This is a genomic window from Parvibaculum sp. (assembly GCF_002684405.1).
Taxonomy (GTDB): Bacteria; Pseudomonadota; Alphaproteobacteria; order Parvibaculales; family Parvibaculaceae; genus Parvibaculum.
Genome location: NZ_NYVD01000089.1, coordinates 1 through 20932, shown reverse-complemented (window position 1 = coordinate 20932; position 20932 = coordinate 1). Strand labels below are relative to the sequence as shown.

Below are 20932 nucleotides of genomic sequence, written 5' to 3'. Positions count from 1 at the left end.
GTCAGGATTTCCCCGTCGAAAAGCCGCGCCGCGCTGTCGGGCAGGTCGGAGAGCGGTGCGCAGGCAAAGACCTCTTCGGGCGTCATTCCGCCTTCCAGCGGCTTGAAGAACGTATAGGTCGAAAATTCGGTATGCCGCTCCCAGACGAGACGCACAGGCCCCAGGTCGTGCGACAGGTGATTGCCCAGATCGCGCGCCAGGGGAGCGCCCATTTCCTCGGCCAGTTCGCCGATCCGTTCACGTTCGGCCTCCGCGCCGCGCTCGCCGGTCAGCACGGCGAAATGGGTGCAGAGAAGCTGGCCGTCCACATCGGTGGGCGGGCGACTGTGAACCTCTTCGTGGAGGCCGCGGCGAAGGGAATATTCGGTGAGGCTCTTGAGAGAGAGCGGCATGAGGGTCTTTCCGGCCGTTCGTTTGGCGCGATCATAGGCGATGAGGATGCCCGCAGGAAGGCGGCCCGCCCCGCGTCAGAGGACGCGCCAGAGTTCCACGGCAAGGACCGCCGCGCTGAGCAGCGCGCCCAGCAGGGGGACGGCCAGCGGCACCGTGAAGGCGGCGGGTCCGGCGCCCTTGAGCTTCAGCGCGACGAGCGAGCCGTTCACCAGGGCGAAGACGGCGAGCACGATATAGGAAGTGGTGCGCGCCAGGCCCTCCAGCGGAAAAAAGAGGGCGAGCGCCACGATAATTCCTGCGACCAGAGCCGTGGCAATGAGCGGTGTCTGCGTTGCGGGATGCACCATGCCGAGAAGCGCGGGGACGGCGCCTTTGCCTGCCAGCCCGTAGATGACGCGGGATGCCATCACCATCTGGATGAGGACGGTATTCACCGTGGCGATGACGGCGATGCCGGCGAAAAAAGCTGCGTCATGGCCCGTCGCCCGCTCGAAGACCAGCGCAAGGGGGGCGCTGCTTGCCGCAAGATCGGCGGCGGCAACCGTGTGAAGCGCCACCGCCGCGGTGGCGATGTAGAGCAGCGTGGTGATGCAGAGCGTCAGGATGATGGCGCGGGGCATGGTGCGCTCTGGCGCCTCCGTCTCTTCCGCCATGTTCACCATGTCCTCGAAGCCGATAAAGGAGAAGAAGGCGAGCATCACGCCCGCCGTGACGCCGGCGAGACCGAAAAAGGGCAAGCCGTCCGCCACGAGGAAAGGCAGGAACATTTCCCGCAGCGTCGCTCCCTCGCCGGGAGAGGCAAGCCCCGCCGCGATGATGAGAAGGAGGCCGCCGGTTTCGACCAATGTGAAGAGAATGGCGACGGCGACCGTCTGCACGACGCCCCACATGGCGATGCCCATGAGCAGCGTCACAAAACCGATCTTGATGACGAAGGGCGGCAGGGGAACCATTTCGCCGATATAGCCCGCCGCGCCATTGGTGACGGTGGCCGACGAAACGATGCCGCCAGCCACCACCATCAGCCCGACCAGAAGCGACAACCATGAAAGCCTGAAGCCGGCCAGCACATAGGCCGCCTCGCCCGCGGCGAAGGGCATGCGCGAGGACAATTCGCCGAAGCTGAAGGCGGTCGGTGCGATGAGCAGGGCGGCGAGGAGAAACGACAGCGGCGCGGCGGCGCCCGCCGTTCCCGCGACGGCGCCCGTCAGCACGTAAATGCCGGCGCCCACCGTGACGCCGACGCCGTAAAGCGCGAGCGGAATGAGACGGATGGAACGGCGAAGAGGTGTGGGCGCGTCGCGCTCGGTCATACGGTTCTCTGCTGTGTCACGCTTCCGGCATGGCGGGATCGATGTTGGGACAGCGTGATTGTGCCTCAATCCGGTCTTGCGTTCACCGTCTCTGTGCTAGGCTTGGGGTATATTGGAGAAGAGGCCCCCATGCTGACCGTCGGAATAATCGTCCTTATCGTTCTCGTGGCCGGATATGGCTGGTATGTCAGCCTGATCTCGCGGCGCAACAAGGCGCGGGAGGCGATGTCCTCCATCGATGTACAGCTCAGGAAGCGTTTCGATCTCGTGCCCAATGTCGTGAAGCTCGCGCAGAATTTCATGACGCATGAGAAATCGCTGCTGACGGAACTGACCGCGCTGCGGACGCAGGTGGACCGGCCCTACAAGCGCGACGACCCGGATGAGGTGAAGGCGCATCTCGACGCCTCGAAAAAGCTCGATGCCGGGCTCCGGCAGCTTTTCGCGGTCGCGGAGAATTATCCGCAGCTTCGTTCGTCCGACACGATCGTGCGCGCGCAGGAAACCTTCGAGGAGGTGGAAGCGAATATCGCGGCGGCGCGGCGTTTCTATAATGCCTCCGTCACGCAACTCAACAATGCGGTCGAAATCTTCCCCGGCAGTATCATCGCCAATATGGCGGGGGTGCGTTCCATGCCCTTTTACGAAGTGGAGGAGGAAGCGCGCGGGCCGGTGGATGTCGACGACTATATGAAGCCGGCCTGATCCGATGCGCCGGGAGATGCTGGATGCGGTGGCCGACGAACGGGCGCGCGCCTTTGACGGGTTCCTGACCGCGGAGCTGGAGCCCTGGCTCGCGGTGAAGGAAGGCGAGCGGGCGAAGATCGCACAGCGCTCCTACATTCTTGCGGGCGCGGCGATCCTCTTTGCCATCGCCATGGCGCTGGCGCTGTCGACTTCCACGGAAATTCAGTTCGCTCTCTTCGCAGGCGGCTTCATCGGTATTGCAGGAACGGGGCTCGCCCTCTGGCCGCTCTCGTCATGGGGCAAGACGTTCAAGGCCGATCTCTTTTCCCGCATCTTTCGATGGTTCGGTTACGAATACAGCCCCGATGCGCCGGTGACGCTGATGGAACCGCTGCGCCGATGCGGCATTCTTCCCGGATATGACAAGCGGCATCTGGAAGACCATGTCTGGGGCGAGATCGACAGGGCGCGTTTCGAACTCGCCGATTGCAAGCTCGTCGAGGAGCATCGCGACAGCAAGGGCCGCACCAGCGAGACGACGGTATTTCACGGTCTCATCGGCTATTTCACTTTCGCCAAGCCCTTTCAGGGGCGCACCGTGCTTCACACAGATCACGGCACGATCTTCAATGCGCTGGGCGGCATGGGGCGCGACGGGGAGCGCGTGGTGCTGGAAGACCCGAAATTCGAGAACGTGTTCGAGGTCTATTCGACCGATCAGGTGGAGGCGCGCTATCTGCTGACGCCTGCGTTCATGGAGCGGCTGCTGGCGATGCGCGACCGGCTGGGCGGGCGCATGCAGGCTGCCTTTCTCGACGAGAAGCTCTATCTGTCCGTCCATCTGGGGAAGGATCATTTCCGAAACCCGTCGGTCTTTACCCGCGTGGACGATCCGCAAAAGGTGGAAAGACTCGTTGCGCCCATCCTCTTCATCGCTTCCGCCGTGCGGATATTGAAGCTCAATCAGGAGACACGCGTATGAGCCGACAGGTCGAATTCTGGTACGAGTTCGCCAGCACCTATTCCTATCCGGCGGCGATGCGGCTGGAAGAGGCGGCGCAGAGGGCGGGCGTCTCCGTTCGCTGGCGGCCCTTCCTGCTCGGGCCGATTTTCGGGGCGCAAGGCTGGAACGACAGTCCGTTCAACATCTATCCTGCCAAGGGAAAATATATGTGGCGGGACATGGAGCGTATCTGTGACGCGCAGGGCCTCACGCTGAAGGAGCCGGTGCGCTTTCCGCAAAACGGACTTCGCGCCGCGCGTATCGTGCTGGCGCTGCCGGAAGCGCTCAGGCCCGCTTTCACGCGCGAGGTCTATCTCGCGAATTTTGCGGGACAGAGGGATATTTCCGGGGAAGACGTGCTGGCGCGCATTCTCGTCGCGCTGGAAGTGGAGCCTCAGCCTGTTCTCGAAAAGGCAGGGAGCGATGAGGTGAAGGCCGCGCTCAAGGCACAGACGGACGAGGCCATTGCCAAGGGTATTTTCGGCGCGCCGAGCTTTACGGTCGGGGACGAACTTTTCTGGGGCAACGACCGGCTGGAACAGGCGCTGGAGTGGGCGAGGCGGTAGCGAAAATGCTGCCGCCGTCATTGCGAGGAACGAAGTGACGGAGCAATCCAGCTCCGCGCGGGGCGCTTCTGGATTGCTTCGCTCTCGCTCGCAATGACGGTCATTGTTGGACGTGGCCGCTCGGCTCAGTGAAACCGGTCAGGCAGGTCCGCTTCCGGGATCAGCAAATCGTCCACGATCTCCAGCCAGACTTCCTCGATGAGCTCCGCCTTGCCTTCGCCCTGCGGGGTGCGGCCCTCGCGTTTCTTCGTTACCTGCTCGAAGGCTTTGTCGCGATCTTCCTTGCGGGACCAGCGCGCATAGGCCACCCAGTCGCCGTCCTCGGTCTTGTGAAGTCGCGAGCCGCCGCCGCCATAATGCGCCATCACGTCTTCGGTGATTTCGTGCCAGCGGCGCTTGAAGTCTTCTTCGTGTTCCGGCGCGACGCGCCAGCGATAGATGACGGCGATCATCACGCCTCCGCAGCTTCTTTCCGTTCCTTGAGCTTTTCGCTCGCGCGCTTTTTCACGGTTTCGCTCTTGAGCTGGCCGCAGGCGGCCATGATGTCGCGGCCGCGCGGGGTGCGCACGGGGCTCGCATAGCCCGCGCGGTTCACCACATCGGCGAATTTTTCGATCTGCGCCCAATCGGAGCATTCATAAGGCGAGCCCGGCCAGGGGTTGAACGGGATGAGATTGATCTTTGCCGGGATGCCTTTCAGCAGGCGGACAAGCGCTTTCGCATCCTCCACGCTGTCGTTCACGTCCTTCAGCATCACATATTCGAAGGTGATGCGTTGCGCGTTGCGCAGGCCGGGATATTGCCGGCAGGCATCGAGAAGTTCCTCGATCGGGTATTTCTTGTTGAGCGGCACGAGCTTGTTGCGCACTTCGTCGTTCGGCGCATGGAGCGAGATGGCCAGCATGCAGCCGATCTCTTCGCCCGCGCGCGGGATCTCCGGCACGACGCCCGAGGTCGAGAGCGTGATGCGGCGTTTGGAAAGCTGCAGGCCCTCGCCGTCCGAGACGATGTTCAGCGCGTCGCGCACATTCTCGAAATTGTAGAGCGGTTCGCCCATGCCCATCATGACGATATTCGTCACCATGCGGTCGTCGGAATTGCGGATGCGCGGCTGGTCGGCGCTCTCCGGCCATTCGTTCAGGCTGTCCCGGGCGACCAGCAACTGGCCGACGATTTCACCGGGGGTGAGGTTGCGCACGAGCTTCTGCGTGCCGGTATGGCAGAAGGTGCATGTGAGCGTGCAGCCGACCTGCGAGGAAATGCAGAGCGTGCCGCGGCCTTCCTCGGGAATGTAGACGGTCTCGATTTCGGGGCTGGGCATGCCCGGCTTTTCCGGCGCCAGCCGCATCAGCCATTTGCGCGTGCCGTCCACCGAGACGAGTTCCTCGACCACTTCCGGCCGGGCGATCTCATAGCGCTCGTTCAGTTGCGCCCGAAGCTCCTTCGACAGCGAGGTGATGCCCTCGAAGTTTTTCAGGCCGCGATTATAGATGCCGTTCCAGAGCTGGTTGACGCGCATCCGGATCTGCTTTTCCGGCAGGCCGAGGGCCTTCAGCTCGTCGGCGAGCTGGGCGCGGGTGAGGCCGACCATGTTGATCCGGCGCGGGCGCGCGGCATCCGTCCCGCCGGTCTCCTGACCGTCGAGCGCGGGAGCGTTGGGGTTTGAACGCGCAATGTCGAGCTGGGGCGCCATGGCCGATGCCCTGTTTCGTGTCTGTTCCGGAAAATCATATCAGACAGCCGCCCGTCCTGCCCGTTTTCGGGCCGGATCGCGGGACAGGCCGCCTTTGGCGGGTCTCATATCACAGATGAGGCCGGGATTCCTATATGGGGCGCCGGCAAACGGTAAACGGCCTATTTCGGGCAGGCGGCGTCGATCTTGCTGAGCGCGTCGGAGCTGCCTTTCAGCGAATAGGTGTCCGTGGTCAGCGTATCGCGCGTGGAGGTGCCCTTGATGACCATTTTGTAGCCCTTCTTCAGGGCGTCCACCATGGCGGAAGACCGCTTCACATTGTCGAGCCAGGCCCAGAAGCGGTGCTCGCCGCCTTCCTTCACGCCTGTGAAAAGCTGGAACTTGTCCTTGTCGATGGTCGCGAAGGGATGGCTCGTCGGGGAAAAGGGATAGCCGACGCGCATGCTGATCTCGTTGCGCGTGCCGCGGGCCGGGCGGTGGGTGACCATGAAATAGACATCGCCCCGGTTGGCTCCCCTGGGCAGCATCTGTTTGGGCTCGGTCATCGCATAGCAGATACGGTTCTTCCCGGTGCCATAGGTATAGGCGGCCCAATCGCCATATTTTCCGAGCAGCTTCAGCTCATCCGCAGCCTTCGCAGGCGCGGTAGAATAGGCAAACAGGGCAAGGGAAAGACTCAGGAATACAAGGCTCCCGGGGAAACGCATCGCTTTTGGCATCATGTTCCACTCAGATTCGTCCGACCGACGGGCGGCGTTCGACCATAACGGGACGGGGGACAGATTTCCAGAGAATCACCCTCAGAGAATCGCCCCCGTATCATTATTGAAAGCCTAGGGAGCAAATCCGGCAAAATTTGGAAGGCGCTTCCGTCGCGTGTTCTCATCCTGTGTCCTCCTTCCTGTGTTCTGGCGGCTTTCGGGGGCCTTGTGATAAACAGGGCCATCGCAACCGATCCAATCCAGTCCAGAGAGACAGATTCAATTACAAGTTCTAAGGGGACGCTCATGAAAGCCGTTTTGTGCAAGGAATACGGACCGCCGGAGACGCTCGTTATCGAGGATGTGCCGAGCCCGGAGCCCGGTAAGGGGCAGGTGGTGCTCGAAGTGCATGCCGCGGCGGTGAATTTCCCCGACGTGCTCATCATCGAAAACAAGTACCAGTTCAAGCCGCCGCTGCCCTTTTCGCCGGGCGGCGAGGTGGCCGGCAAGGTCATCAAGGTCGGCGAGGGCGTGACCCGGGTGAAGGTCGGCGACCGCGTGATCGGCTCTTGCGGCTGGGGCGGTTTTGCCGAGGAAATCGCCATCGACGAGGGCCGCGTGACGCCCATCCCCGATGAGATGGACTACACCACGGCTTCCGCCTTCCTGATGACTTATGGCACCTCGCATCATGCGTTGAAGGACCGGGCCCATATCCAGCCGGGCGAGACGCTTCTTGTGCTGGGCGCGGCGGGCGGCGTCGGTCTTGCCGCCGTCGAACTCGGCAAGGCGATGGGCGCGAAAGTGATCGCGGCGGCGTCCTCCGAGGACAAGCTTGCCGTCTGCAAGGAGCATGGCGCCGACGAGACGCTGCTCTATCCTTCGGGTCCGCTCGATAAGGATGCGCAGAAAAAGCTTTCCGAACAGATCAAGGAACTGACGGGCGGACAGGGCGCCGATGTCGTTTACGATCCGGTCGGTGGCGACTATTCGGAAGCCGCGCTGCGGGCCACCAACTGGGAAGGCCGTTTCCTGGTGGTCGGTTTCGCTTCCGGCCCGATCCCGAAGATCCCGCTCAATCTGGCGCTCCTCAAAGGCTGCCAGATCGTCGGCGTTTTCTGGGGCGCCTTCACGGCGCGCAATCCGGAAGGCAACCAGAAGAACCTTCAGGAGCTGATGGACTGGTTCAAGGCGGGCAAGCTGCGCCCCCATGTCTCGAAGACCTACAAGTTCGAGGAAGTTGCCGAGGCGCTGAACGACATGGCCGCCCGCAAGGTGAAGGGCAAGATCGTGCTGGTGCCGTCGCGCTGACGGTGCGCATTCGAAGCCGAGGCGGGGCGGTAACGCGCCCCGCCCGTTTTGGGCTGGGGGAGAATAGCGTTCCATGAATCGCCTGATCGTCATTCTTGGCGGAGGCTTTCTTCTCCTCCTTCTCGCCCTTTTCGGTTTCCTCATCCATGTGCTGCTCGCCTCGGGCGATGCGACCTATTGGGAAACCGAGATCGCTGCTTTCGAGCGGCGTGACGTGTCCAATCCGCCGCCGCAGGACGCCGTTCTCTTTCTCGGCGGGCGCAGCCTTCGCCGCTGGTCGACGCTTGAGCGCGACATGGCGCCCTATATCACCATCAATCGCGGTTTCGGCGGTGCGCAGGTTGCGCATATCACCCATTACGCATCGCGCATCGCCGCGCCTTACAATCCGGCCGCCGTCGTCATCATCGTGGGCGCGGACGATCTGGCTGATGTACATGGCCGCCGTCCGGAAGATGTGCTGAAGGATTTCGTGGAGCTGTTGCAGACACTGCGCAAGGACGGGGTCGGGGCGCCGGTCTTCTTCGTTTCTATTCCGCCGCAGCCCATGCGCACCTCGCGCTGGTACGGCATGGCGCGCGCAAACGAACTCGTCGAGAAATATACGAAAAGCGACCCGAGCGTTCATTTCATCGATGTGACGAAGGATCTCCTGCTGCCGAACGGCAAGGTGAATGTCGATTATTTTCGCTGGGACGGGCTGACGCTGTCCGGCGCCGGATACCAGGTGCTGTCGCGCCATATCAAACCGGCACTCACGGCTGCGGGGATCGAGCCGCAGAACCGGATGAATGCCCCGGTTGCGGATGGTGAGGCGAGTGACGAAGCGGCGAAAGATGGGGCGGCAAACGATAGCACGCCGCCGGCAAATGCCGCCGCGAATGAAAATGCAGAACAAGGGATACCCGCTTCGACGGAAAACGGAGAAGCGGCTCAATAATCCCGATACGAATTAAAAACAGGGAAGGATGTTTCAGGACATGACCGGGAATTTTTCGCGCGAGACCAGCGCCGGCAAGGTGGAAGGCATTTGCGATCCGAAGTTCAAGGGTGTCGCGGAGGCGTTTGTCGAGAATTTCGAAAAGCGCGACGAGGTGGGCGGCAATGTCTGCATCACGCTCGAAGGCAAGACGGTGGTCGACCTGTGGGGCGGAAAGAAAGAGCGCAACGGGGATGCATGGGAGAAGGACACGGTTTCCATCGTCTTTTCCTGCACCAAGGGCGCGACGGCGCTTGCCGCCCACATGCTGGCCGATCGCGGCAAGCTCGATCTCGACGCCAAAGTCACCGACTACTGGCCGGAATATGGGGCGAATGGCAAGGAGGAGACGCTTGTCTCCATGATGCTCGACCATTCCGCCGGCGTGCCGCATGTGCGCGAAAAGGTGAAGTCCGGCGGCTATTGGGACCATGACTATATGTGCGGGCTCGTTGCTGGTGAAACGCCTTTCTGGGAACCCGGTACGCGTAATGGCTATCACGGCGTTACCTTCGCCTGGACGGTCGGCGAGATGGTACGGCGTGCGTCCGGTACGTCGCTGGGGGCGTTCTTCCGCGACGAAATCGCCGGGCCGTTCGGTCTGGATTTCTGGATCGGTCTGCCGGAAGACAAGGAGCCCCGCGTCGCGAAAATGATCGATGCGGAAATGCCCGCCGATGCGGCGACCTCGCGCTTCACGCAGGCAGTGATGAACGATCCGCAATCGGCCTCGCATCTTTTCCTGCTCAACAATGGCGGCGCCAATTTCAACTCGCGCGAGTGTCATGCCGCGGAAGTCGGCTCGGCCAACGGCATCACCAATGGCCGTGGTCTTGCGGGCATGTATCAGCCGCTGGCGAATGGCGGCGGCAAACTCGTCTCGGCCGATACGCTCAATCGCATGGGGCGCGTTGCCATGGCGACGCATGAGGATGCGACGCTGCTCATCCCGTCGCGTTTCGCGCTGGGCTTCATGAAGTCGATGGACAATTCGGCGGTGCCGAACGCGGTCAATTCAAGCTGCGTGCTGTCGGAAGACGCTTTCGGCCATGTCGGCATGGGCGGCTCCATCGGCTTTGCCGATCCGCGCGCGCAGATGAGCTTCGGCTACAACATGAACCGGATGGGCTTCGGCATCCTGCTCAACGATCGCGGGCAGGCGCTTGTCGATGCCGCCTATGAAGCCATCGGCTACAAGCGGTCGGGCGGCGTCTTCGCAGGGTAAGGATCAGTCCTCTTCCTTGAGGTCCTTGCCGGGTGGCATGTGCAAGGCCTCCCGCGCGTGTTTGCGATGGGTCGGTTTGATGTGGCTCGACACGAGCCCCATCGCCGCCATCAGCACGGTGGCATCGTCGGTGAAGCCGAAGCCTGCCACGACATCGGGAATGAGGTCGGCAGGCGTCACGAAATAGGCAAGCGCCGCCAGCAGGATAGCCTTCACGCGCACCGGCGTTGCAGGGTCCCGCACACAGTAATAGGCGGCGCCCGCTTCCTCCGAGAAGGGGATGCGGCCGGCCACTTTCAGGAGCTTCTTCCAGAAGCCCTTGCGGACCTCTTGCTCATTGCGGTGCATCACGGCGGGCAGCATGAGCCGGGGGCTTTCCAGCTCGCGCTCTACGCCGTCCGGGCCGGAATGTGAGCCTTGCGAAGGGGCCATGTCGCTCTCGTCGCCTTTCCTGCTTATGCCATTTCGAGCATGTAATAGAAAAATGGGGGCGAAAAGGGGGCGTTGCAAGCGCAAGGCGCCCCTGCGTCAATCGTGACGCAGATCTCATTTTGCGTAGTTTCCCTGCATTTCCGGGCATTTAACGCTCGCGTAAAGGGGCCGGAATTTGCTAAATCCCTAACCCGAGCGCCGGTGCCGGGGTCCCCTTACGGGACCGGTACGGGACATACAAAGCGGGGTGGATGCGCCGAATTACCGGCGGCATCGAAGCTCCGATCCATTTCCCGTAGGGGGAAAAACAGGGAGAGCCTAATGAAACTCGACTCCAATATTTCCGCCGTGATCACGGGCGGTGCGTCCGGCCTCGGCGAAGCGACGGCCCGTGCGCTGGCTGCGCAGGGCGTGAAATGCGCGCTGTTCGACCTGCAGGAAGACAAGGGCGAAGCGGTCGCCAAGGATATCGGCGGCGTGTTCTGCAAGGTGAACGTGACCGACGAAGAGAGCGTCGATGCCGGTTTCGCCAAGGCCCGCGACGCGATCGGCCAGGAGCGCATCCTGGTGAACTGCGCCGGTACCGGCAACGCCATCAAGACCGCTTCCCGCAACAAGGAAACGGGTGCGGCCGAGCACTTCCCGCTCGACAAGTTCAACCTCATCATCCAGATCAACCTGGTGGGCACCTTCCGCTGCATCGCCAAGTCGGCGGCGGGCATGCTGTCGCTCGATCCGCTGGAAGACGGCGACCGTGGCGCCATCGTCAACACGGCGTCGGTTGCGGCTGAAGACGGCCAGATCGGCCAGGCTGCCTATTCCGCGTCCAAGGCCGGTGTCGTCGGCATGACGCTGCCCATCGCGCGCGACCTTTCCCGCGAAGGCATCCGCGTCAACACCATCCTGCCGGGCATTTTCGACACGCCGCTTCTGGCCGGCGCGCCGGAAAAGGTCCGTCAGGCGCTGGGTGCGCAGGTGCCCTATCCGTCCCGTCTCGGCCAGCCGGCCGAATATGCCAACCTGGCCATGACCATGATCCAGAACGGCTATTTCAACGGCGAAGACGTCCGTCTCGACGGCGCGATCCGCATGGCCCCGCGCTAAGCGACAAAGCCTCACGGCAAATAAAAGCCCCGGCGAAAACGCCGGGGCTTTTTCGTTTGCGCTTACATCTACGCCTATTTCTTCTTTGCTGTCTGGGGACGTCCCGCGGCGCCGGCGTAACGGTCCATCGCCTTTGCCATGGCGATGTCCTTCTCGCTCACGCCGCCTGCGTCATGCGTCGTCAGCACGACTTCCACGCGGTTATAGACATTGGCCCATTCGGGGTGATGGTCGGCTTTTTCGGCGACGAGCGCGATGCGGCTCATCCAGCCGAAGGCTTCGTTGAAATCCTTGAAGCGATAGCTTTTCTCGATGGCGTCGCGCCCGCGCACCTTGCTCCAGCCTTTGAGCCCGGCCAGCGCCTTGCGCCGCGCCGCATCGGACAGCTTGTCGGTCATATCCCTATCCTTTGCCTCTGATATCCGCCGCAACATTTCATGTCGATTGGGCGATTGATGCGCGACCTTCGCGCACCTACCTTTGCCATGCAAGTCAGGGAGAGACATTTGGACTGGTCGAGGATGAAGGCACCGCCCATTGAGGAATTCGAGCGTATCGCACGGGCCGCATTCGACGAGCTGCCGGAAGAGTTCCGCGCGCGCTGCGCGGATGTCGTCATCCGGGTGGAGGATTTTCCGGATGCGGAAGTGATGGCGGAGATGGAACTCGACAGTCCGTTCGATCTTCTCGGCCTCTATCACGGCGTGGCGGAGACGCATCGTAGCGTCTTCGAGACCACGCATATGCCCGACATGGTGTTTCTCTACCGCCGTCCCATCCTCGACTACTGGACCGAGTATGACGAGAAGCTGGCCGACATCATCCGCCATGTGCTCATTCACGAGATCGGCCATCATCTGGGCTTTTCCGACGATGACATGCACGCCATCGAACGCGGTGCGTCATGAGTAAAGGCAAACGCCCTGCCGTGCTTTTCGTATGTCTCGGCAATATATGCCGTTCGCCGACCGCGGAGGCCGTGTTCCGCGCCCGCGCGGCGGCGGCCGGGCTTGATGTGGAAATCGACAGCGCGGGCACGGGCGCCTGGCATGTCGGAAAATCGCCGGACCCGCGCGCACAGGCGGCGGGGGAGGCGCGCGGCTACGATCTCTCGCCCCTTCGGGCGCGGCAGGTGAAAGCGGCCGACTTCCAGCGTTTCGATCTCATCCTTGCCATGGATGAGGACAATTACGAGATGCTTTGTCTGAAAGCGCCCGGCGATGTGCGTGAGCGGATCGTCATGATGATGGATTTCGCGCCGGACCACCCCGAACGCTCCGTGCCCGACCCCTATTATGGCGGGGATGACGGGTTTGCCCATGTACTCGACATGCTAGAAGAAGCATCCGACGGGCTTATTGCCCACCTCTCGCGCTAGCTCTCCTCATCGGCCCATTCCTCATCCGGTTCGAAGGCGTCTTCCGGATAGGTTTTCTCGATTACATAAGGTCCGCCGCCCTTGCTGGCGCGCGAGGAAAAGAGCGCGAACCGCGTGGCCGTGAAGCCGGGCGTCGCAAACAGGTTATGGGCCTGAATGAACTGTGCGATCTCGGCGGGGTCGACGCGGCGCGTTCGCGCCAGCGTGATATGCGGCAGGAAAGTCCGTGTTTCGGGTTTCAGGCCGATGCGGCGCATGGCGCTTTCATGCCGCCCCTGCAGGATGCGCAACGGTTCCGACGGTTTCACCCGCGCCCAGACGGCATGAGGCGCAGCGCCGCCGAATTCGCCAAGCCCCTCGATCTCAACGGGGAAGGGCGTCATCGGAATGCGGGAGAGCGCCTCATCCGCGTCGTCGGCCAGGTTTTCGGGAATGTCGCCCAGAAAGCGCAGCGTGATGTGGAAGTCATGCGGCTCGATCCAGTGCGCGCCATCGAGCCCGCGTTGAAGCTGGACGAGTTTCTCCGAAACTTCCGGCGGAATTTCCAGCGCTGTGAAGAGGCGGATCATGGCCTTGTTCCTTGTCTGTCATACCCGGATTTGATCCGGGCATGACAGGGCGGTTTCGTTCTGGATTGCCGGGTCAAGCCCGGCAATGACATTGAGAGTGAAGCACCCTTTCACGCTCCTCAAGGGCAGGGGTTGGGCTGGCTCTGGTGAATCTCGTGGATTTCCTTTTCCAGTTCCTCCGTCCACTCCAGATCCTTCGAGGCGATGTTGAGCTTCAACTGCTCCATCGTCGTTGCGCCGATGATGTTCGACGTCACGAAAGGCCGCGTGGTGGCGAACTGGTTGGCAAGCTGCGAGGGGTCGAGCCCGTGTTTTTTGGCAAGGGCCAGATATTTTTCGATGGCCGCGTCGGCTTGCGGGCTCTCATAGCGCTGCAGGCGGTTGAAGAGCTGTTTGCGCGAGCCCTTGGGAAGCGCCCCGTTCTGGTATTTGCCGGTGAGATAGCCCTGCGCCAGCGGCGAATAGGCGAGAAGCCCGACATCTTCCCGATGGGCGATCTCCGCGCCGCCCAGCTCGAAGGTGCGGTTCAGGAGGTTGTAGGCGTTCTGGATGGAGGCGACGCGGGCAAGGCCTCTCGTCTCCGAGGCCTGAAGGAATTTCATCGTGCCCCAGGGCGTCTCGTTGGACAGACCGATATGGCGCACCTTGCCGGATTTCACGATCTCGTCCAGCGTTTCGAGGATTTCCTCGATGGGGTGCGTTTCCGCTTTGACGTGGCGATAGGCAAGGCCGCTGCTGCCGAAAAGGGCGACGGGCCTGTCCGGCCAGTGGAGCTGGTAGAGATCGATATAATCCGTCTGCAGACGCTTCAGGCTCTTGTCGACCGCTTCCATGATCTGGGCGCGGCTTTGTTCGACGGGCGAGCCGTCGTCGCGTAGCCAGTCCATCGGTGCGCGCCCCGCGACCTTCGTGGCAAGGATCACCTTGTCGCGATTGCCGCGTGCCTTGAACCAGCTGCCGATGATCTTCTCGGTCGAGCCTTGCGTTTCCTTGCGCGGCGGCACGGCATACATTTCCGCGGTGTCGAAGAAGTTGATGCCCTGGTCGATGGCGTAGTCCATCTGCTCATGGCCTTCGGCCTCGGTGTTCTGCTCGCCCCAGGTCATGGTGCCGAGGCAGATCGAACTCACCTTGAGGCCGGTTCGGCCCAGTTCACGATATTCCATGCGGTTTCCCCCTCTTTCGTGTCTATGACGGTTTCGTCGTTGCGGGTTCGGAAAATTATTCGGCGGTCGCCGGGGCGGCGCTTTCGCGCGCCTCCTTGCGGGATTCTTCACGTGCCTCAGCAATCAGCTTTTCGACATCGGGCATGATGCGGGTCACGATCTCCGCCACGCCTTTGCGTGTCGGGTGCAGGCCGTCGCCCAGATTGAGGTCGGGGTCGGCGGCCACGCCTTCGAGAAAGAACGGATACAGGATGAGGTCGTATTGTTTGGCCAGTTCCGGATAGATCGGGTTGAAGCGCGCCGCATATTCCTTGCCCAGATTGGGCGGCGCATACATGCCGGCCAGCAGGATGGGGAGGTTCCGCTTTTTCAGCCGGGTGATGATTTCGTCGAGGTTACGCCGCGCGATCGCCGGGTCGATGCCGCGCAGCGCGTCGTTTGCGCCGAGTTCGAGGATCACCGCGTCCGTCTCCGGTCCGACGGCCCAGTCGAGCCGGGAAAGCCCGCCGGAGGTCGTATCGCCGGAGACGCCTGCGTTCCGCACCGTCACATTCTCATATCCCCGGGCTTTCAGCGCGGCCTCAAGCTGTTCCGGGAAGCCGGCATCGGGCGGCAGCCGGTAGCCCGCCGTCAGGCTGTCGCCAAGCGCCACGATCGTCAGCGGCATTGCTGGCGGTTCGGCCGTCGCCTTTGTCGACCATGAGGCCAGAAACGTCAGTGCGAGAGCCGCCAACGCAATCCGAAACGGGGCTTTTCCGCGACGGCCTTGCTTGTCTCGCGTCTGGAACATGCCATATCCCTTAATTGTTACGTGATGCGGCGGGCGGGACCCGTCTCTGGCCATACGCAGCCGGACGGGGTGAGGATTTGAACGAGAACATCATCGAACTCGAAAATGTGAGCCTGACCTTGCCCAGCGATGCGGGGCCGGTCAACATTCTGCGCGGGATCGACCTTGCGGTCGCGCGGGGCGAGGCGGCGGGTCTGGTCGGGCCTTCGGGGTCCGGCAAATCCACTCTTCTCATGGTGCTGGCGGGCCTGGAGCGGCCTTCGGGCGGACGGATTTCCGCGGCGGGCGAGGATCTGACGGGGCTTGGCGAAGATGCGCTGGCGCGCTTCCGCCGCGATCACATAGGGATCGTGTTCCAGAGTTTCCACCTCGTTCCCACCATGACGGCACTGGAAAACGTCGCCATCCCACTCGAATTCGCCGGGCGCGCCGATGCATTCGAGCGCGCGGAGGCGGAACTTGCCCGTGTCGGGCTCTCCCATCGCCTCAGCCATTATCCGGGCCAGCTTTCCGGTGGCGAGCAGCAGCGTGTGGCGCTGGCGCGCGCCGTGGCCGGCGATCCGGAAGTCCTTCTTGCCGACGAACCGACGGGCAATCTCGACCAGTCCACCGGCTCGGAGATTATCGAGCTCATGTTCGATCTGCATGCGCAGAAGGGCACGACGCTTGTGCTCATCACGCATGACGAGGCACTGGCCGCACGCTGCGACCGCGTCATCCGTCTTCAGGACGGACGTATTTCCGCCATCGAAGCCGGGGTGCCCGCATGAACGGCGCCGATCTGGCGCAGGGTCGGGCAGCGCAGGGCTGGAAGCTCGCCTGGGGCTATGCCCGCCGCGAGCTGCGCGGCGGCATGTGCGGGTTTCGTGTGCTGATCGCCTGTCTCGCGCTGGGCGTCGCGGCGATCGCGGCGGTTGGGTCCGTTTCGACGGCGCTGACGCGCGGGCTTTCGGAGCGGGGTCAGGAAATTCTCGGCGGCGATGTCGATATCCGCCTCATCCACCGGCAGGCGACGGCGGCCGAGCTTGCCTATCTCACCGAGGGAAACCGGGTTTCCGTCAGCGCGGAGATGCGCGCCATGGCGCGAAACGGGGGCGGCGCGCCGGATGAACGGCGGCAGAGCCTTGTCGAGCTGAAAGCCGTGGACGGGATCTATCCGCTCTATGGCGCGATGAAACTTGCGCCGGCGCAGCCTCTTTCATCCGCGCTGGAAAAAAGCGACGGCCTGTTTGGTGTGGCGGTGGAGCCCAATCTGCTCGACAGGCTGGAACTGAAGGTGGGCGACACCCTCGTCATCGGCGACGAGACATTTCGCATTCGCGCCGCGATCGAGCATGAGCCGGACCGGGTGGCGGGCGGCTTCGAGCTGGGGCCGCGTGCGATGATTTCGCAAACGGCGTTGTCCGCGACGGGGCTCGTGCAGCCGGGTAGCCTCGTCAGCTGGCATTACCGCATTCGCCTGCCGGAAAGTGCGCAGGGCGATGTTGCGCTCAAAAGCTGGATCGACGACTTGCGGGAACGCTTCCCCGATGCGGGCTGGCGGGTGCAGGACCGCACCGACAGCTCGCCGGGTGTGCGCCGTTTCGTGGAGCGTGTGGCGCTGTTCCTGTCGCTTGTCGGGCTGACGGCGCTGCTGGTCGGCGGCGTGGGCGTTGCCAATGCGGTGAAGTCCTATCTCGACGGCAAGCGGAGCGTCATCGCGACCTTCAAATGTCTCGGGGCGCCGGGTTCGCTCATCTTCCGGATCTATCTTCTGCAGGTCATGGCGCTGGCCATGGTCGGCATCGTATTGGGGCTCGCGGTGGGCGCCGCGGCGCCTTTCATCGTCGATGCGGTTGCCGGGAACATGATCCCCGTGCCCGCCGATCTTCGTGTCTATCCGGGTCCCCTCGCACTGGCTGCCGCCTATGGCGTGCTGACGGCGCTGGCCTTTGCCATCTGGCCGCTGGCGCGCGCGCGTGACGTGCCTGCGACAGGGCTTTTCCGCGACATCATCGCCCCAATGCGGCGTTTTCCGCCGCGCCGCTACATTCTCGCGGTCGGGCTTGCGCTGGGTGTGCTCGCCGTCCTCGCCGTGGGGCTCGCGGAAGACCGTTTCTTTGCGATGTGGTTCGTCATCGGTGCCGGTTTCGTGTTCGCGATCTTGTGGCTTGCCGCGCGCGGCATCATGAAACTTGCCGAAAAAAGTCCGCGCGTAAGGCGGCCCGAGCTTCGTCTCGCCATCGCCAATCTGCACCGGCCTGGCGCACCGACGCCTTCCATCGTGCTGTCGCTGGGGCTCGGGCTCACGCTGCTCGTCACCGTGTCGCTCATCAACGGCAATCTGTCGGGAGAGATCACGGACAACCTGCCGTCCCGCGCGCCGTCCTTCTTCTTTGTCGATATCCAGCCGGACCAGACGGCGGCGCTGCGCGATCTCGTGACCGCGCATGAAGGCGTCACGGGGTTTCAGGAAGTGCCCATGCTGCGCGGGCGCATCGCGGCGGTGAATGGCGTACCGGCCGATGAGGTGAAGGTTGCGCCCGAGGCACAATGGGCTCTCAGGGGCGATCGCGGCATCACCTATTCGGCCACCATGCCCGATAATTCGACACTGGTGCGGGGCAAGTGGTGGGCGCCCGATTACCAGGGGCCGCTTCAGGTTTCCTTTGCGGAAGATCTGGCGCAGGGCTTCGGCGTCGGTCCGGGCGACAAGATCACCGTCAATGTGCTGGGCCGCGAAATGACGGCGACCATCGCCAATACGCGGCAAATCGACTGGACCAGCATGGGCATCAATTTCGTACTGGTGTTTTCGCCCGGCCTGCTCTCTTCCGCGCCGCATACCGATCTTGCGACCGTCACCATGGATAACAGCATCGTGGGTGAAGAAGGGGAGCGCAGGCTGGAAGCCGATGTGACCCGGGCCTTTCCCAACATCACCTCGATCCGGGTGAAGGAGGCGCTTCAGGCGGTGAACGGCCTTCTGGACGATTTCGGGCTGGCCGTGCGGGCAACCGGCATGGTGACGCTTGCCTCGGGCGTGCTGGTGCTGGCGGGCGCCATGGCGGCGGGCTATCGCGCGCGGGTGCGCGACGCGGTCCTGCTCAAGGTGCTGGGCGCGACAAGGGCGCGGGTGCTCGGCATCTTTCTGCGGGAATATGCGGTGCTGGGGCTTGTTACCGCGCTGATCGCAACCCTTGCCGGGTCGCTTGCTGCCTGGATCGTCGTCGTGCGGGTGATGGATCTGCCCTGGCACTTCCTGCCCGGCACACTGGCGCTGACGGTCGTGCTGGCCGCGCTTGCCACCATGCTCATGGGGCTTTTCGGCACCTGGCGAACGCTTTCGGCGCCTGCCGCGCCGGTCCTCAGGGCGGATTAGGGCTCCGCCGGAGTAACAGCCTGTAAACCCTGAATGAAATCCGGTTCACAAACGTCCGGAAATGTCCGGTTTTCCTTGAATTTCAGTGGGTGTCAGCCAATATACTCACCAACCACTCAGGAGGGTGATTTTTATGTCGAACTATGATCAAGACCGGCTTCAGCAGACGCAGTACGGCGCCAGCGCACGCGCCGGAATTGATGAAGGCCTGCGCAGTTACATGCTGCGGGTCTACAACTATATGGCTGGCGGCCTCGCGCTGACCGGCTTCATTGCCTATTTCACGTTCCAGGCGGCGACGCAGGAAACCGCGCAGGGCCTGATGCTGACCTCCTTCGGTCAGACCATCTACCAGAGCCCGCTGGCCTGGGTCATCATGCTGTCTCCGCTGGCCTTCGTGCTGGTGCTGAGTTTCGGCATCAACAAGCTGAGCCTCGGGACATCGCAGATCCTGTTCTGGGCCTTCGCAGGGGTGATGGGGCTTTCGCTCTCCAGCATTTTCCTGCGTTTCACCGGCGAAAGCATCACGACGACCTTCTTCGTGACCGCGGCGGCCTTCGGCAGCCTGAGCCTTTACGGCTACACGACGAAGCGCGACCTCTCGCCCATCGGGTCTTTCCTGATCATGGGGCTTATCGGCCTCGTCATCGCGATGGTGGTGAACATCTTCCTGCAAAGCTCCGCGATGCAGTTTGCGATTTCGGCGATCGGCGTGCTGATCTTCGCTGGCCTCACCGCCTGGGATACGCAGCGGATCAAGGAAATGTACTTTGCCGGCGACAGCGCTGTCGTGGCGGGCAAGAAGGCGATCATGGGCGCGCTGGCGCTCTATCTCGACTTCATCAACCTGTTCATGTTCCTGCTGCAGTTCATGGGTAACCAGCGCAACTGACGCGGACCTACAGACGAAACGGAAAGCCCCGGTGGAGACACCGGGGCTTTTTTTGTCTGGGTGGAGGGGGTGCTCAGTAGTCCACGACCTTGAGCGAGCGCTTCTCGAAGACCTTCAAGACCTGCTTCAGGTCGTGGCCGCGTTTCAGGATCTGGCCATCGGCGCCGAGCACCGCCCAGGCGCCCTGACGGCGGGCGAGCTTGGGCCGCTTCTCGATGCGATAAAGCGGCATCTCGCTCGTGCGGCGGAAGATGGAGAAGATCGCGGTTTCGCGAAAGCCGCCCATGGCATAGTCGCGCCATTCGCCCTCGGCCACTTTCCGCCCGTAGACGGACAGGATGGCGTCCAGCTCCGCCCGGGTGAAGAAGACATCCGGCTCGCGGTGCTTTGCCGGTTTCGGTGCGTTGGATGAACTGACAAGGGTAAGCCGCGGTTGCGAGTCCTCGGACAGGGCGATGGGCTGGCGACCGTCGATAACGCTGCCGGTGTCTGTCATGGGGCGCGACCACTCCTCTGGACCGAATTCAGTATCAGGCAGTGTAGCTGGCGAAAGCCATGACAGGCCAGTCTTGGTCATGGTTTCGTCATATGGGCGCATGAAAAAATTGTCATGAAAAACGGCAGAAGCCGGCGGAAAATCCGTTAAATGAGAACAACACAATATTGCCTTTTTTCAGCCCTTGAGCGGCCACACTGGGGGGGCATCTTGTCATCGTTGCCTACATGGCCCGGCTCCTGAAGTTCCGGTTTCATCAGCCCCCCAGCCCCACCGGGATTTAATGGGGGCCGGGCCTCCCTACCCCGGAAGGGCAACACGCCTGACGGCCTTTGGGCCGCAGGCAAAAATCAGAGAGATAACTGCCGTCCAGGACTCCCCCCGCCTGGACGGCTTTTCTTTGGGCGCTCCGCTGCCGCTTCGGCGTGCGGGGCTATGTTAAGTGTAAGAGTGGAATGACCTTTTCTTCACTTGATGCGCCGGGATACCTGCCTTACACCCATCATTCGTTTGCGTTGGGAGGCGCGGGCAAAGACGGGCCGTGTAAAGGGTCCGCCTGATCAGGGAGCAGCAGAATTTCGGACATGCAGGGCAAAGCAGGGGCGGGGGATGTCATGGTCTCGATCGAGGCGCTGACCAAGCGTTTCGGTCCGTTCACCGCGGTGGACCATATCGGCTTCGAGGTGCGTCGCGGCGAGGTGCTCGGGTTTCTCGGCCCCAACGGGGCGGGCAAATCCACCACCATGAAAATGGTGACGGGCTTTCTCACGCCCAGTTCCGGGACCGCGAGCATTTGCGGGCATGACGTCGTCAACGACACGCTCAATGCGCAGCGGGCGCTCGGCTACCTGCCGGAAGGCGCGCCCGCCTATG

Annotated in this window: 24 protein-coding genes; 13 read left to right on the top strand and 11 right to left on the bottom strand. The window is 62.7% G+C overall.

Annotated elements, in window-relative coordinates; genetic code table 11:
• Positions 1 to 392 (bottom strand): DUF3422 family protein (locus CMI59_RS08160; RefSeq protein ID WP_293327073.1); only part of this gene is annotated, 392 nt, incomplete at its 3' end.
• Between the two features lie 75 nt (positions 393 to 467).
• On the bottom strand, positions 468 to 1706 hold the full coding sequence (locus CMI59_RS08155) for an amino acid permease (protein ID WP_293327071.1): 1239 nt from the start codon (positions 1704 to 1706) through the stop codon (positions 468 to 470).
• Positions 1707 to 1835: 129 nt separating this feature from the next.
• On the opposite strand from CMI59_RS08155, the gene CMI59_RS08150 reads away from it, so the two are divergent.
• From CMI59_RS08150 to CMI59_RS08140, 3 genes are read left to right on the top strand one after another with little or no spacing between them, the layout of a single operon-like run.
• A complete protein-coding gene (locus CMI59_RS08150; RefSeq protein WP_293327069.1) occupies positions 1836 to 2411 on the top strand; it encodes a LemA family protein in 576 nt (191 codons plus the stop codon).
• A gap of 28 nt (positions 2412 to 2439) precedes the next feature.
• Positions 2440 to 3375: a DUF3137 domain-containing protein gene (locus tag CMI59_RS08145; RefSeq protein WP_293327067.1), complete on the top strand. Its 936-nt coding sequence runs from the start codon at positions 2440 to 2442 to the stop codon at positions 3373 to 3375.
• Positions 3372 to 3962, top strand: a complete 591-nt coding sequence (locus CMI59_RS08140) for a 2-hydroxychromene-2-carboxylate isomerase (protein ID WP_293327064.1) — start codon at positions 3372 to 3374, stop codon at positions 3960 to 3962. The genes CMI59_RS08145 and CMI59_RS08140 overlap by 4 nt, the downstream gene beginning before the upstream one ends.
• Positions 3963 to 4087: 125 nt before the next feature.
• Here the strand turns inward: CMI59_RS08140 and CMI59_RS08135 are convergent, their stop codons facing one another.
• The 3 genes from CMI59_RS08135 to CMI59_RS08125 all read right to left on the bottom strand — a co-directional run bounded on the left by CMI59_RS08135 (position 4088) and on the right by CMI59_RS08125 (position 6362).
• The gene (locus CMI59_RS08135; protein WP_293327062.1) at positions 4088 to 4414 is read right to left on the bottom strand and encodes an antibiotic biosynthesis monooxygenase; all 327 of its coding nucleotides are present in this window, start codon (positions 4412 to 4414) and stop codon (positions 4088 to 4090) included.
• On the bottom strand, positions 4414 to 5655 hold the full coding sequence (gene rlmN / locus CMI59_RS08130; protein ID WP_293327060.1) for a 23S rRNA (adenine(2503)-C(2))-methyltransferase RlmN: 1242 nt from the start codon (positions 5653 to 5655) through the stop codon (positions 4414 to 4416). Before rlmN ends, CMI59_RS08135 begins: the two co-directional genes overlap by 1 nt.
• 161 nt (positions 5656 to 5816) lie before the next feature.
• The gene (locus tag CMI59_RS08125; protein ID WP_293327058.1) at positions 5817 to 6362 is read right to left on the bottom strand and encodes a hypothetical protein; all 546 of its coding nucleotides are present in this window, start codon (positions 6360 to 6362) and stop codon (positions 5817 to 5819) included.
• A 300-nt stretch (positions 6363 to 6662) separates the two neighbouring features.
• On the opposite strand from CMI59_RS08125, the gene CMI59_RS08120 reads away from it, so the two are divergent.
• The 3 genes from CMI59_RS08120 (at position 6663) to CMI59_RS08110 (ending at position 9871) form a co-directional block, all read left to right on the top strand.
• The gene (locus CMI59_RS08120) at positions 6663 to 7667 is read left to right on the top strand and encodes an NADPH:quinone oxidoreductase family protein (protein ID WP_293327056.1); all 1005 of its coding nucleotides are present in this window, start codon (positions 6663 to 6665) and stop codon (positions 7665 to 7667) included.
• Between the two features lie 73 nt (positions 7668 to 7740).
• A complete protein-coding gene (locus CMI59_RS08115; protein ID WP_293327054.1) occupies positions 7741 to 8607 on the top strand; it encodes a GDSL-type esterase/lipase family protein in 867 nt (288 codons plus the stop codon).
• Positions 8608 to 8647: 40 nt separating this feature from the next.
• Entirely contained in the window at positions 8648 to 9871 is a 1224-nt protein-coding gene (locus tag CMI59_RS08110; protein WP_293327052.1) for a serine hydrolase domain-containing protein, read from the top strand.
• Positions 9872 to 9874: 3 nt separating this feature from the next.
• Here the strand turns inward: CMI59_RS08110 and CMI59_RS08105 are convergent, their stop codons facing one another.
• Complete coding sequence (locus tag CMI59_RS08105; protein WP_293327050.1) at positions 9875 to 10303, bottom strand: YkvA family protein; 429 nt, start codon at positions 10301 to 10303, stop codon at positions 9875 to 9877.
• A gap of 321 nt (positions 10304 to 10624) precedes the next feature.
• On the opposite strand from CMI59_RS08105, the gene CMI59_RS08100 reads away from it, so the two are divergent.
• Positions 10625 to 11407 (top strand): SDR family NAD(P)-dependent oxidoreductase, encoded by a 783-nt coding sequence (locus tag CMI59_RS08100; RefSeq protein ID WP_293327048.1) that lies wholly within the window; start codon positions 10625 to 10627, stop codon positions 11405 to 11407.
• A gap of 74 nt (positions 11408 to 11481) precedes the next feature.
• Here the strand turns inward: CMI59_RS08100 and CMI59_RS08095 are convergent, their stop codons facing one another.
• Positions 11482 to 11841, bottom strand: coding sequence for a 4a-hydroxytetrahydrobiopterin dehydratase (locus CMI59_RS08095; protein ID WP_293327046.1), 360 nt, complete (start codon positions 11839 to 11841; stop codon positions 11482 to 11484).
• A 51-nt stretch (positions 11842 to 11892) separates the two neighbouring features.
• On the opposite strand from CMI59_RS08095, the gene CMI59_RS08090 reads away from it, so the two are divergent.
• Together CMI59_RS08090 and CMI59_RS08085 are read left to right on the top strand one after the other, a co-directional pair.
• The gene (locus CMI59_RS08090) at positions 11893 to 12315 is read left to right on the top strand and encodes a metallopeptidase family protein (RefSeq protein ID WP_293327077.1); all 423 of its coding nucleotides are present in this window, start codon (positions 11893 to 11895) and stop codon (positions 12313 to 12315) included.
• Complete coding sequence (locus CMI59_RS08085; protein ID WP_293327044.1) at positions 12312 to 12785, top strand: low molecular weight protein-tyrosine-phosphatase; 474 nt, start codon at positions 12312 to 12314, stop codon at positions 12783 to 12785. The genes CMI59_RS08090 and CMI59_RS08085 overlap by 4 nt, the downstream gene beginning before the upstream one ends.
• On the opposite strand, the gene thpR is transcribed toward CMI59_RS08085, so the two are convergent.
• The 3 genes from thpR to CMI59_RS08070 all read right to left on the bottom strand — a co-directional run bounded on the left by thpR (position 12782) and on the right by CMI59_RS08070 (position 15187).
• Positions 12782 to 13354 (bottom strand): RNA 2',3'-cyclic phosphodiesterase, encoded by a 573-nt coding sequence (gene thpR / locus CMI59_RS08080; RefSeq protein ID WP_293327042.1) that lies wholly within the window; start codon positions 13352 to 13354, stop codon positions 12782 to 12784. The two genes, CMI59_RS08085 and thpR, sit on opposite strands and share 4 nt — an antisense overlap.
• Positions 13355 to 13473: 119 nt before the next feature.
• Complete coding sequence (locus tag CMI59_RS08075; RefSeq protein ID WP_293327040.1) at positions 13474 to 14520, bottom strand: aldo/keto reductase; 1047 nt, start codon at positions 14518 to 14520, stop codon at positions 13474 to 13476.
• A gap of 55 nt (positions 14521 to 14575) precedes the next feature.
• On the bottom strand, positions 14576 to 15187 hold the full coding sequence (locus tag CMI59_RS08070) for an arylesterase (protein ID WP_293327075.1): 612 nt from the start codon (positions 15185 to 15187) through the stop codon (positions 14576 to 14578).
• A 200-nt stretch (positions 15188 to 15387) separates the two neighbouring features.
• Between CMI59_RS08070 and CMI59_RS08065 the strand changes: the two genes are divergently transcribed.
• From CMI59_RS08065 to CMI59_RS08055, 3 genes are all read left to right on the top strand, one after another.
• Positions 15388 to 16080 carry an ABC transporter ATP-binding protein gene (locus tag CMI59_RS08065; protein ID WP_293327038.1) on the top strand — a complete coding sequence of 231 codons (693 nt, stop codon included), beginning with the start codon at positions 15388 to 15390 and terminating at the stop codon, positions 16078 to 16080.
• Positions 16077 to 18671, top strand: coding sequence for an ABC transporter permease (locus CMI59_RS08060; protein ID WP_293327036.1), 2595 nt, complete (start codon positions 16077 to 16079; stop codon positions 18669 to 18671). Before CMI59_RS08065 ends, CMI59_RS08060 begins: the two co-directional genes overlap by 4 nt.
• A 133-nt stretch (positions 18672 to 18804) precedes the next feature.
• Complete coding sequence (locus tag CMI59_RS08055) at positions 18805 to 19563, top strand: Bax inhibitor-1/YccA family protein (RefSeq protein ID WP_293327034.1); 759 nt, start codon at positions 18805 to 18807, stop codon at positions 19561 to 19563.
• A 73-nt stretch (positions 19564 to 19636) separates the two neighbouring features.
• Here the strand turns inward: CMI59_RS08055 and CMI59_RS08050 are convergent, their stop codons facing one another.
• The gene (locus CMI59_RS08050) at positions 19637 to 20059 is read right to left on the bottom strand and encodes a DUF2794 domain-containing protein (protein WP_293327032.1); all 423 of its coding nucleotides are present in this window, start codon (positions 20057 to 20059) and stop codon (positions 19637 to 19639) included.
• Between the two features lie 584 nt (positions 20060 to 20643).
• Between CMI59_RS08050 and CMI59_RS08045 the strand changes: the two genes are divergently transcribed.
• Positions 20644 to 20932 (top strand): ATP-binding cassette domain-containing protein (locus CMI59_RS08045; RefSeq protein ID WP_293327030.1); only part of this gene is annotated, 289 nt, incomplete at its 3' end.

Bases quoted from the DNA above. Each gene is read 5' to 3' on its own strand.
- CMI59_RS08155 (WP_293327071.1), bottom strand. From the start codon at position 1,706: ATGACCGAGCGCGACGCGCCCACACCTCTTCGCCGTTCCATCCGTCTC.
- CMI59_RS08150 (WP_293327069.1), top strand. From the start codon at position 1,836: ATGCTGACCGTCGGAATAATCGTCCTTATCGTTCTCGTGGCCGGATAT.
- CMI59_RS08140 (WP_293327064.1), top strand. From the start codon at position 3,372: ATGAGCCGACAGGTCGAATTCTGGTACGAGTTCGCCAGCACCTATTCC.
- CMI59_RS08135 (WP_293327062.1), bottom strand. From the start codon at position 4,414: ATGATCGCCGTCATCTATCGCTGGCGCGTCGCGCCGGAACACGAAGAA.
- rlmN (WP_293327060.1), bottom strand. From the start codon at position 5,655: ATGGCGCCCCAGCTCGACATTGCGCGTTCAAACCCCAACGCTCCCGCG.
- CMI59_RS08125 (WP_293327058.1), bottom strand. From the start codon at position 6,362: ATGCGTTTCCCCGGGAGCCTTGTATTCCTGAGTCTTTCCCTTGCCCTG.
- CMI59_RS08120 (WP_293327056.1), top strand. From the start codon at position 6,663: ATGAAAGCCGTTTTGTGCAAGGAATACGGACCGCCGGAGACGCTCGTT.
- CMI59_RS08115 (WP_293327054.1), top strand. From the start codon at position 7,741: ATGAATCGCCTGATCGTCATTCTTGGCGGAGGCTTTCTTCTCCTCCTT.
- CMI59_RS08110 (WP_293327052.1), top strand. From the start codon at position 8,648: ATGACCGGGAATTTTTCGCGCGAGACCAGCGCCGGCAAGGTGGAAGGC.
- CMI59_RS08105 (WP_293327050.1), bottom strand. From the start codon at position 10,303: ATGGCCCCTTCGCAAGGCTCACATTCCGGCCCGGACGGCGTAGAGCGC.
- CMI59_RS08100 (WP_293327048.1), top strand. From the start codon at position 10,625: ATGAAACTCGACTCCAATATTTCCGCCGTGATCACGGGCGGTGCGTCC.
- CMI59_RS08095 (WP_293327046.1), bottom strand. From the start codon at position 11,841: ATGTTGCGGCGGATATCAGAGGCAAAGGATAGGGATATGACCGACAAG.
- CMI59_RS08090 (WP_293327077.1), top strand. From the start codon at position 11,893: ATGCAAGTCAGGGAGAGACATTTGGACTGGTCGAGGATGAAGGCACCG.
- CMI59_RS08085 (WP_293327044.1), top strand. From the start codon at position 12,312: ATGAGTAAAGGCAAACGCCCTGCCGTGCTTTTCGTATGTCTCGGCAAT.
- thpR (WP_293327042.1), bottom strand. From the start codon at position 13,354: ATGATCCGCCTCTTCACAGCGCTGGAAATTCCGCCGGAAGTTTCGGAG.
- CMI59_RS08075 (WP_293327040.1), bottom strand. From the start codon at position 14,520: ATGGAATATCGTGAACTGGGCCGAACCGGCCTCAAGGTGAGTTCGATC.
- CMI59_RS08070 (WP_293327075.1), bottom strand. From the start codon at position 15,187: ATGCCGCTGACGATCGTGGCGCTTGGCGACAGCCTGACGGCGGGCTAC.
- CMI59_RS08060 (WP_293327036.1), top strand. From the start codon at position 16,077: ATGAACGGCGCCGATCTGGCGCAGGGTCGGGCAGCGCAGGGCTGGAAG.
- CMI59_RS08055 (WP_293327034.1), top strand. From the start codon at position 18,805: ATGTCGAACTATGATCAAGACCGGCTTCAGCAGACGCAGTACGGCGCC.
- CMI59_RS08050 (WP_293327032.1), bottom strand. From the start codon at position 20,059: ATGACAGACACCGGCAGCGTTATCGACGGTCGCCAGCCCATCGCCCTG.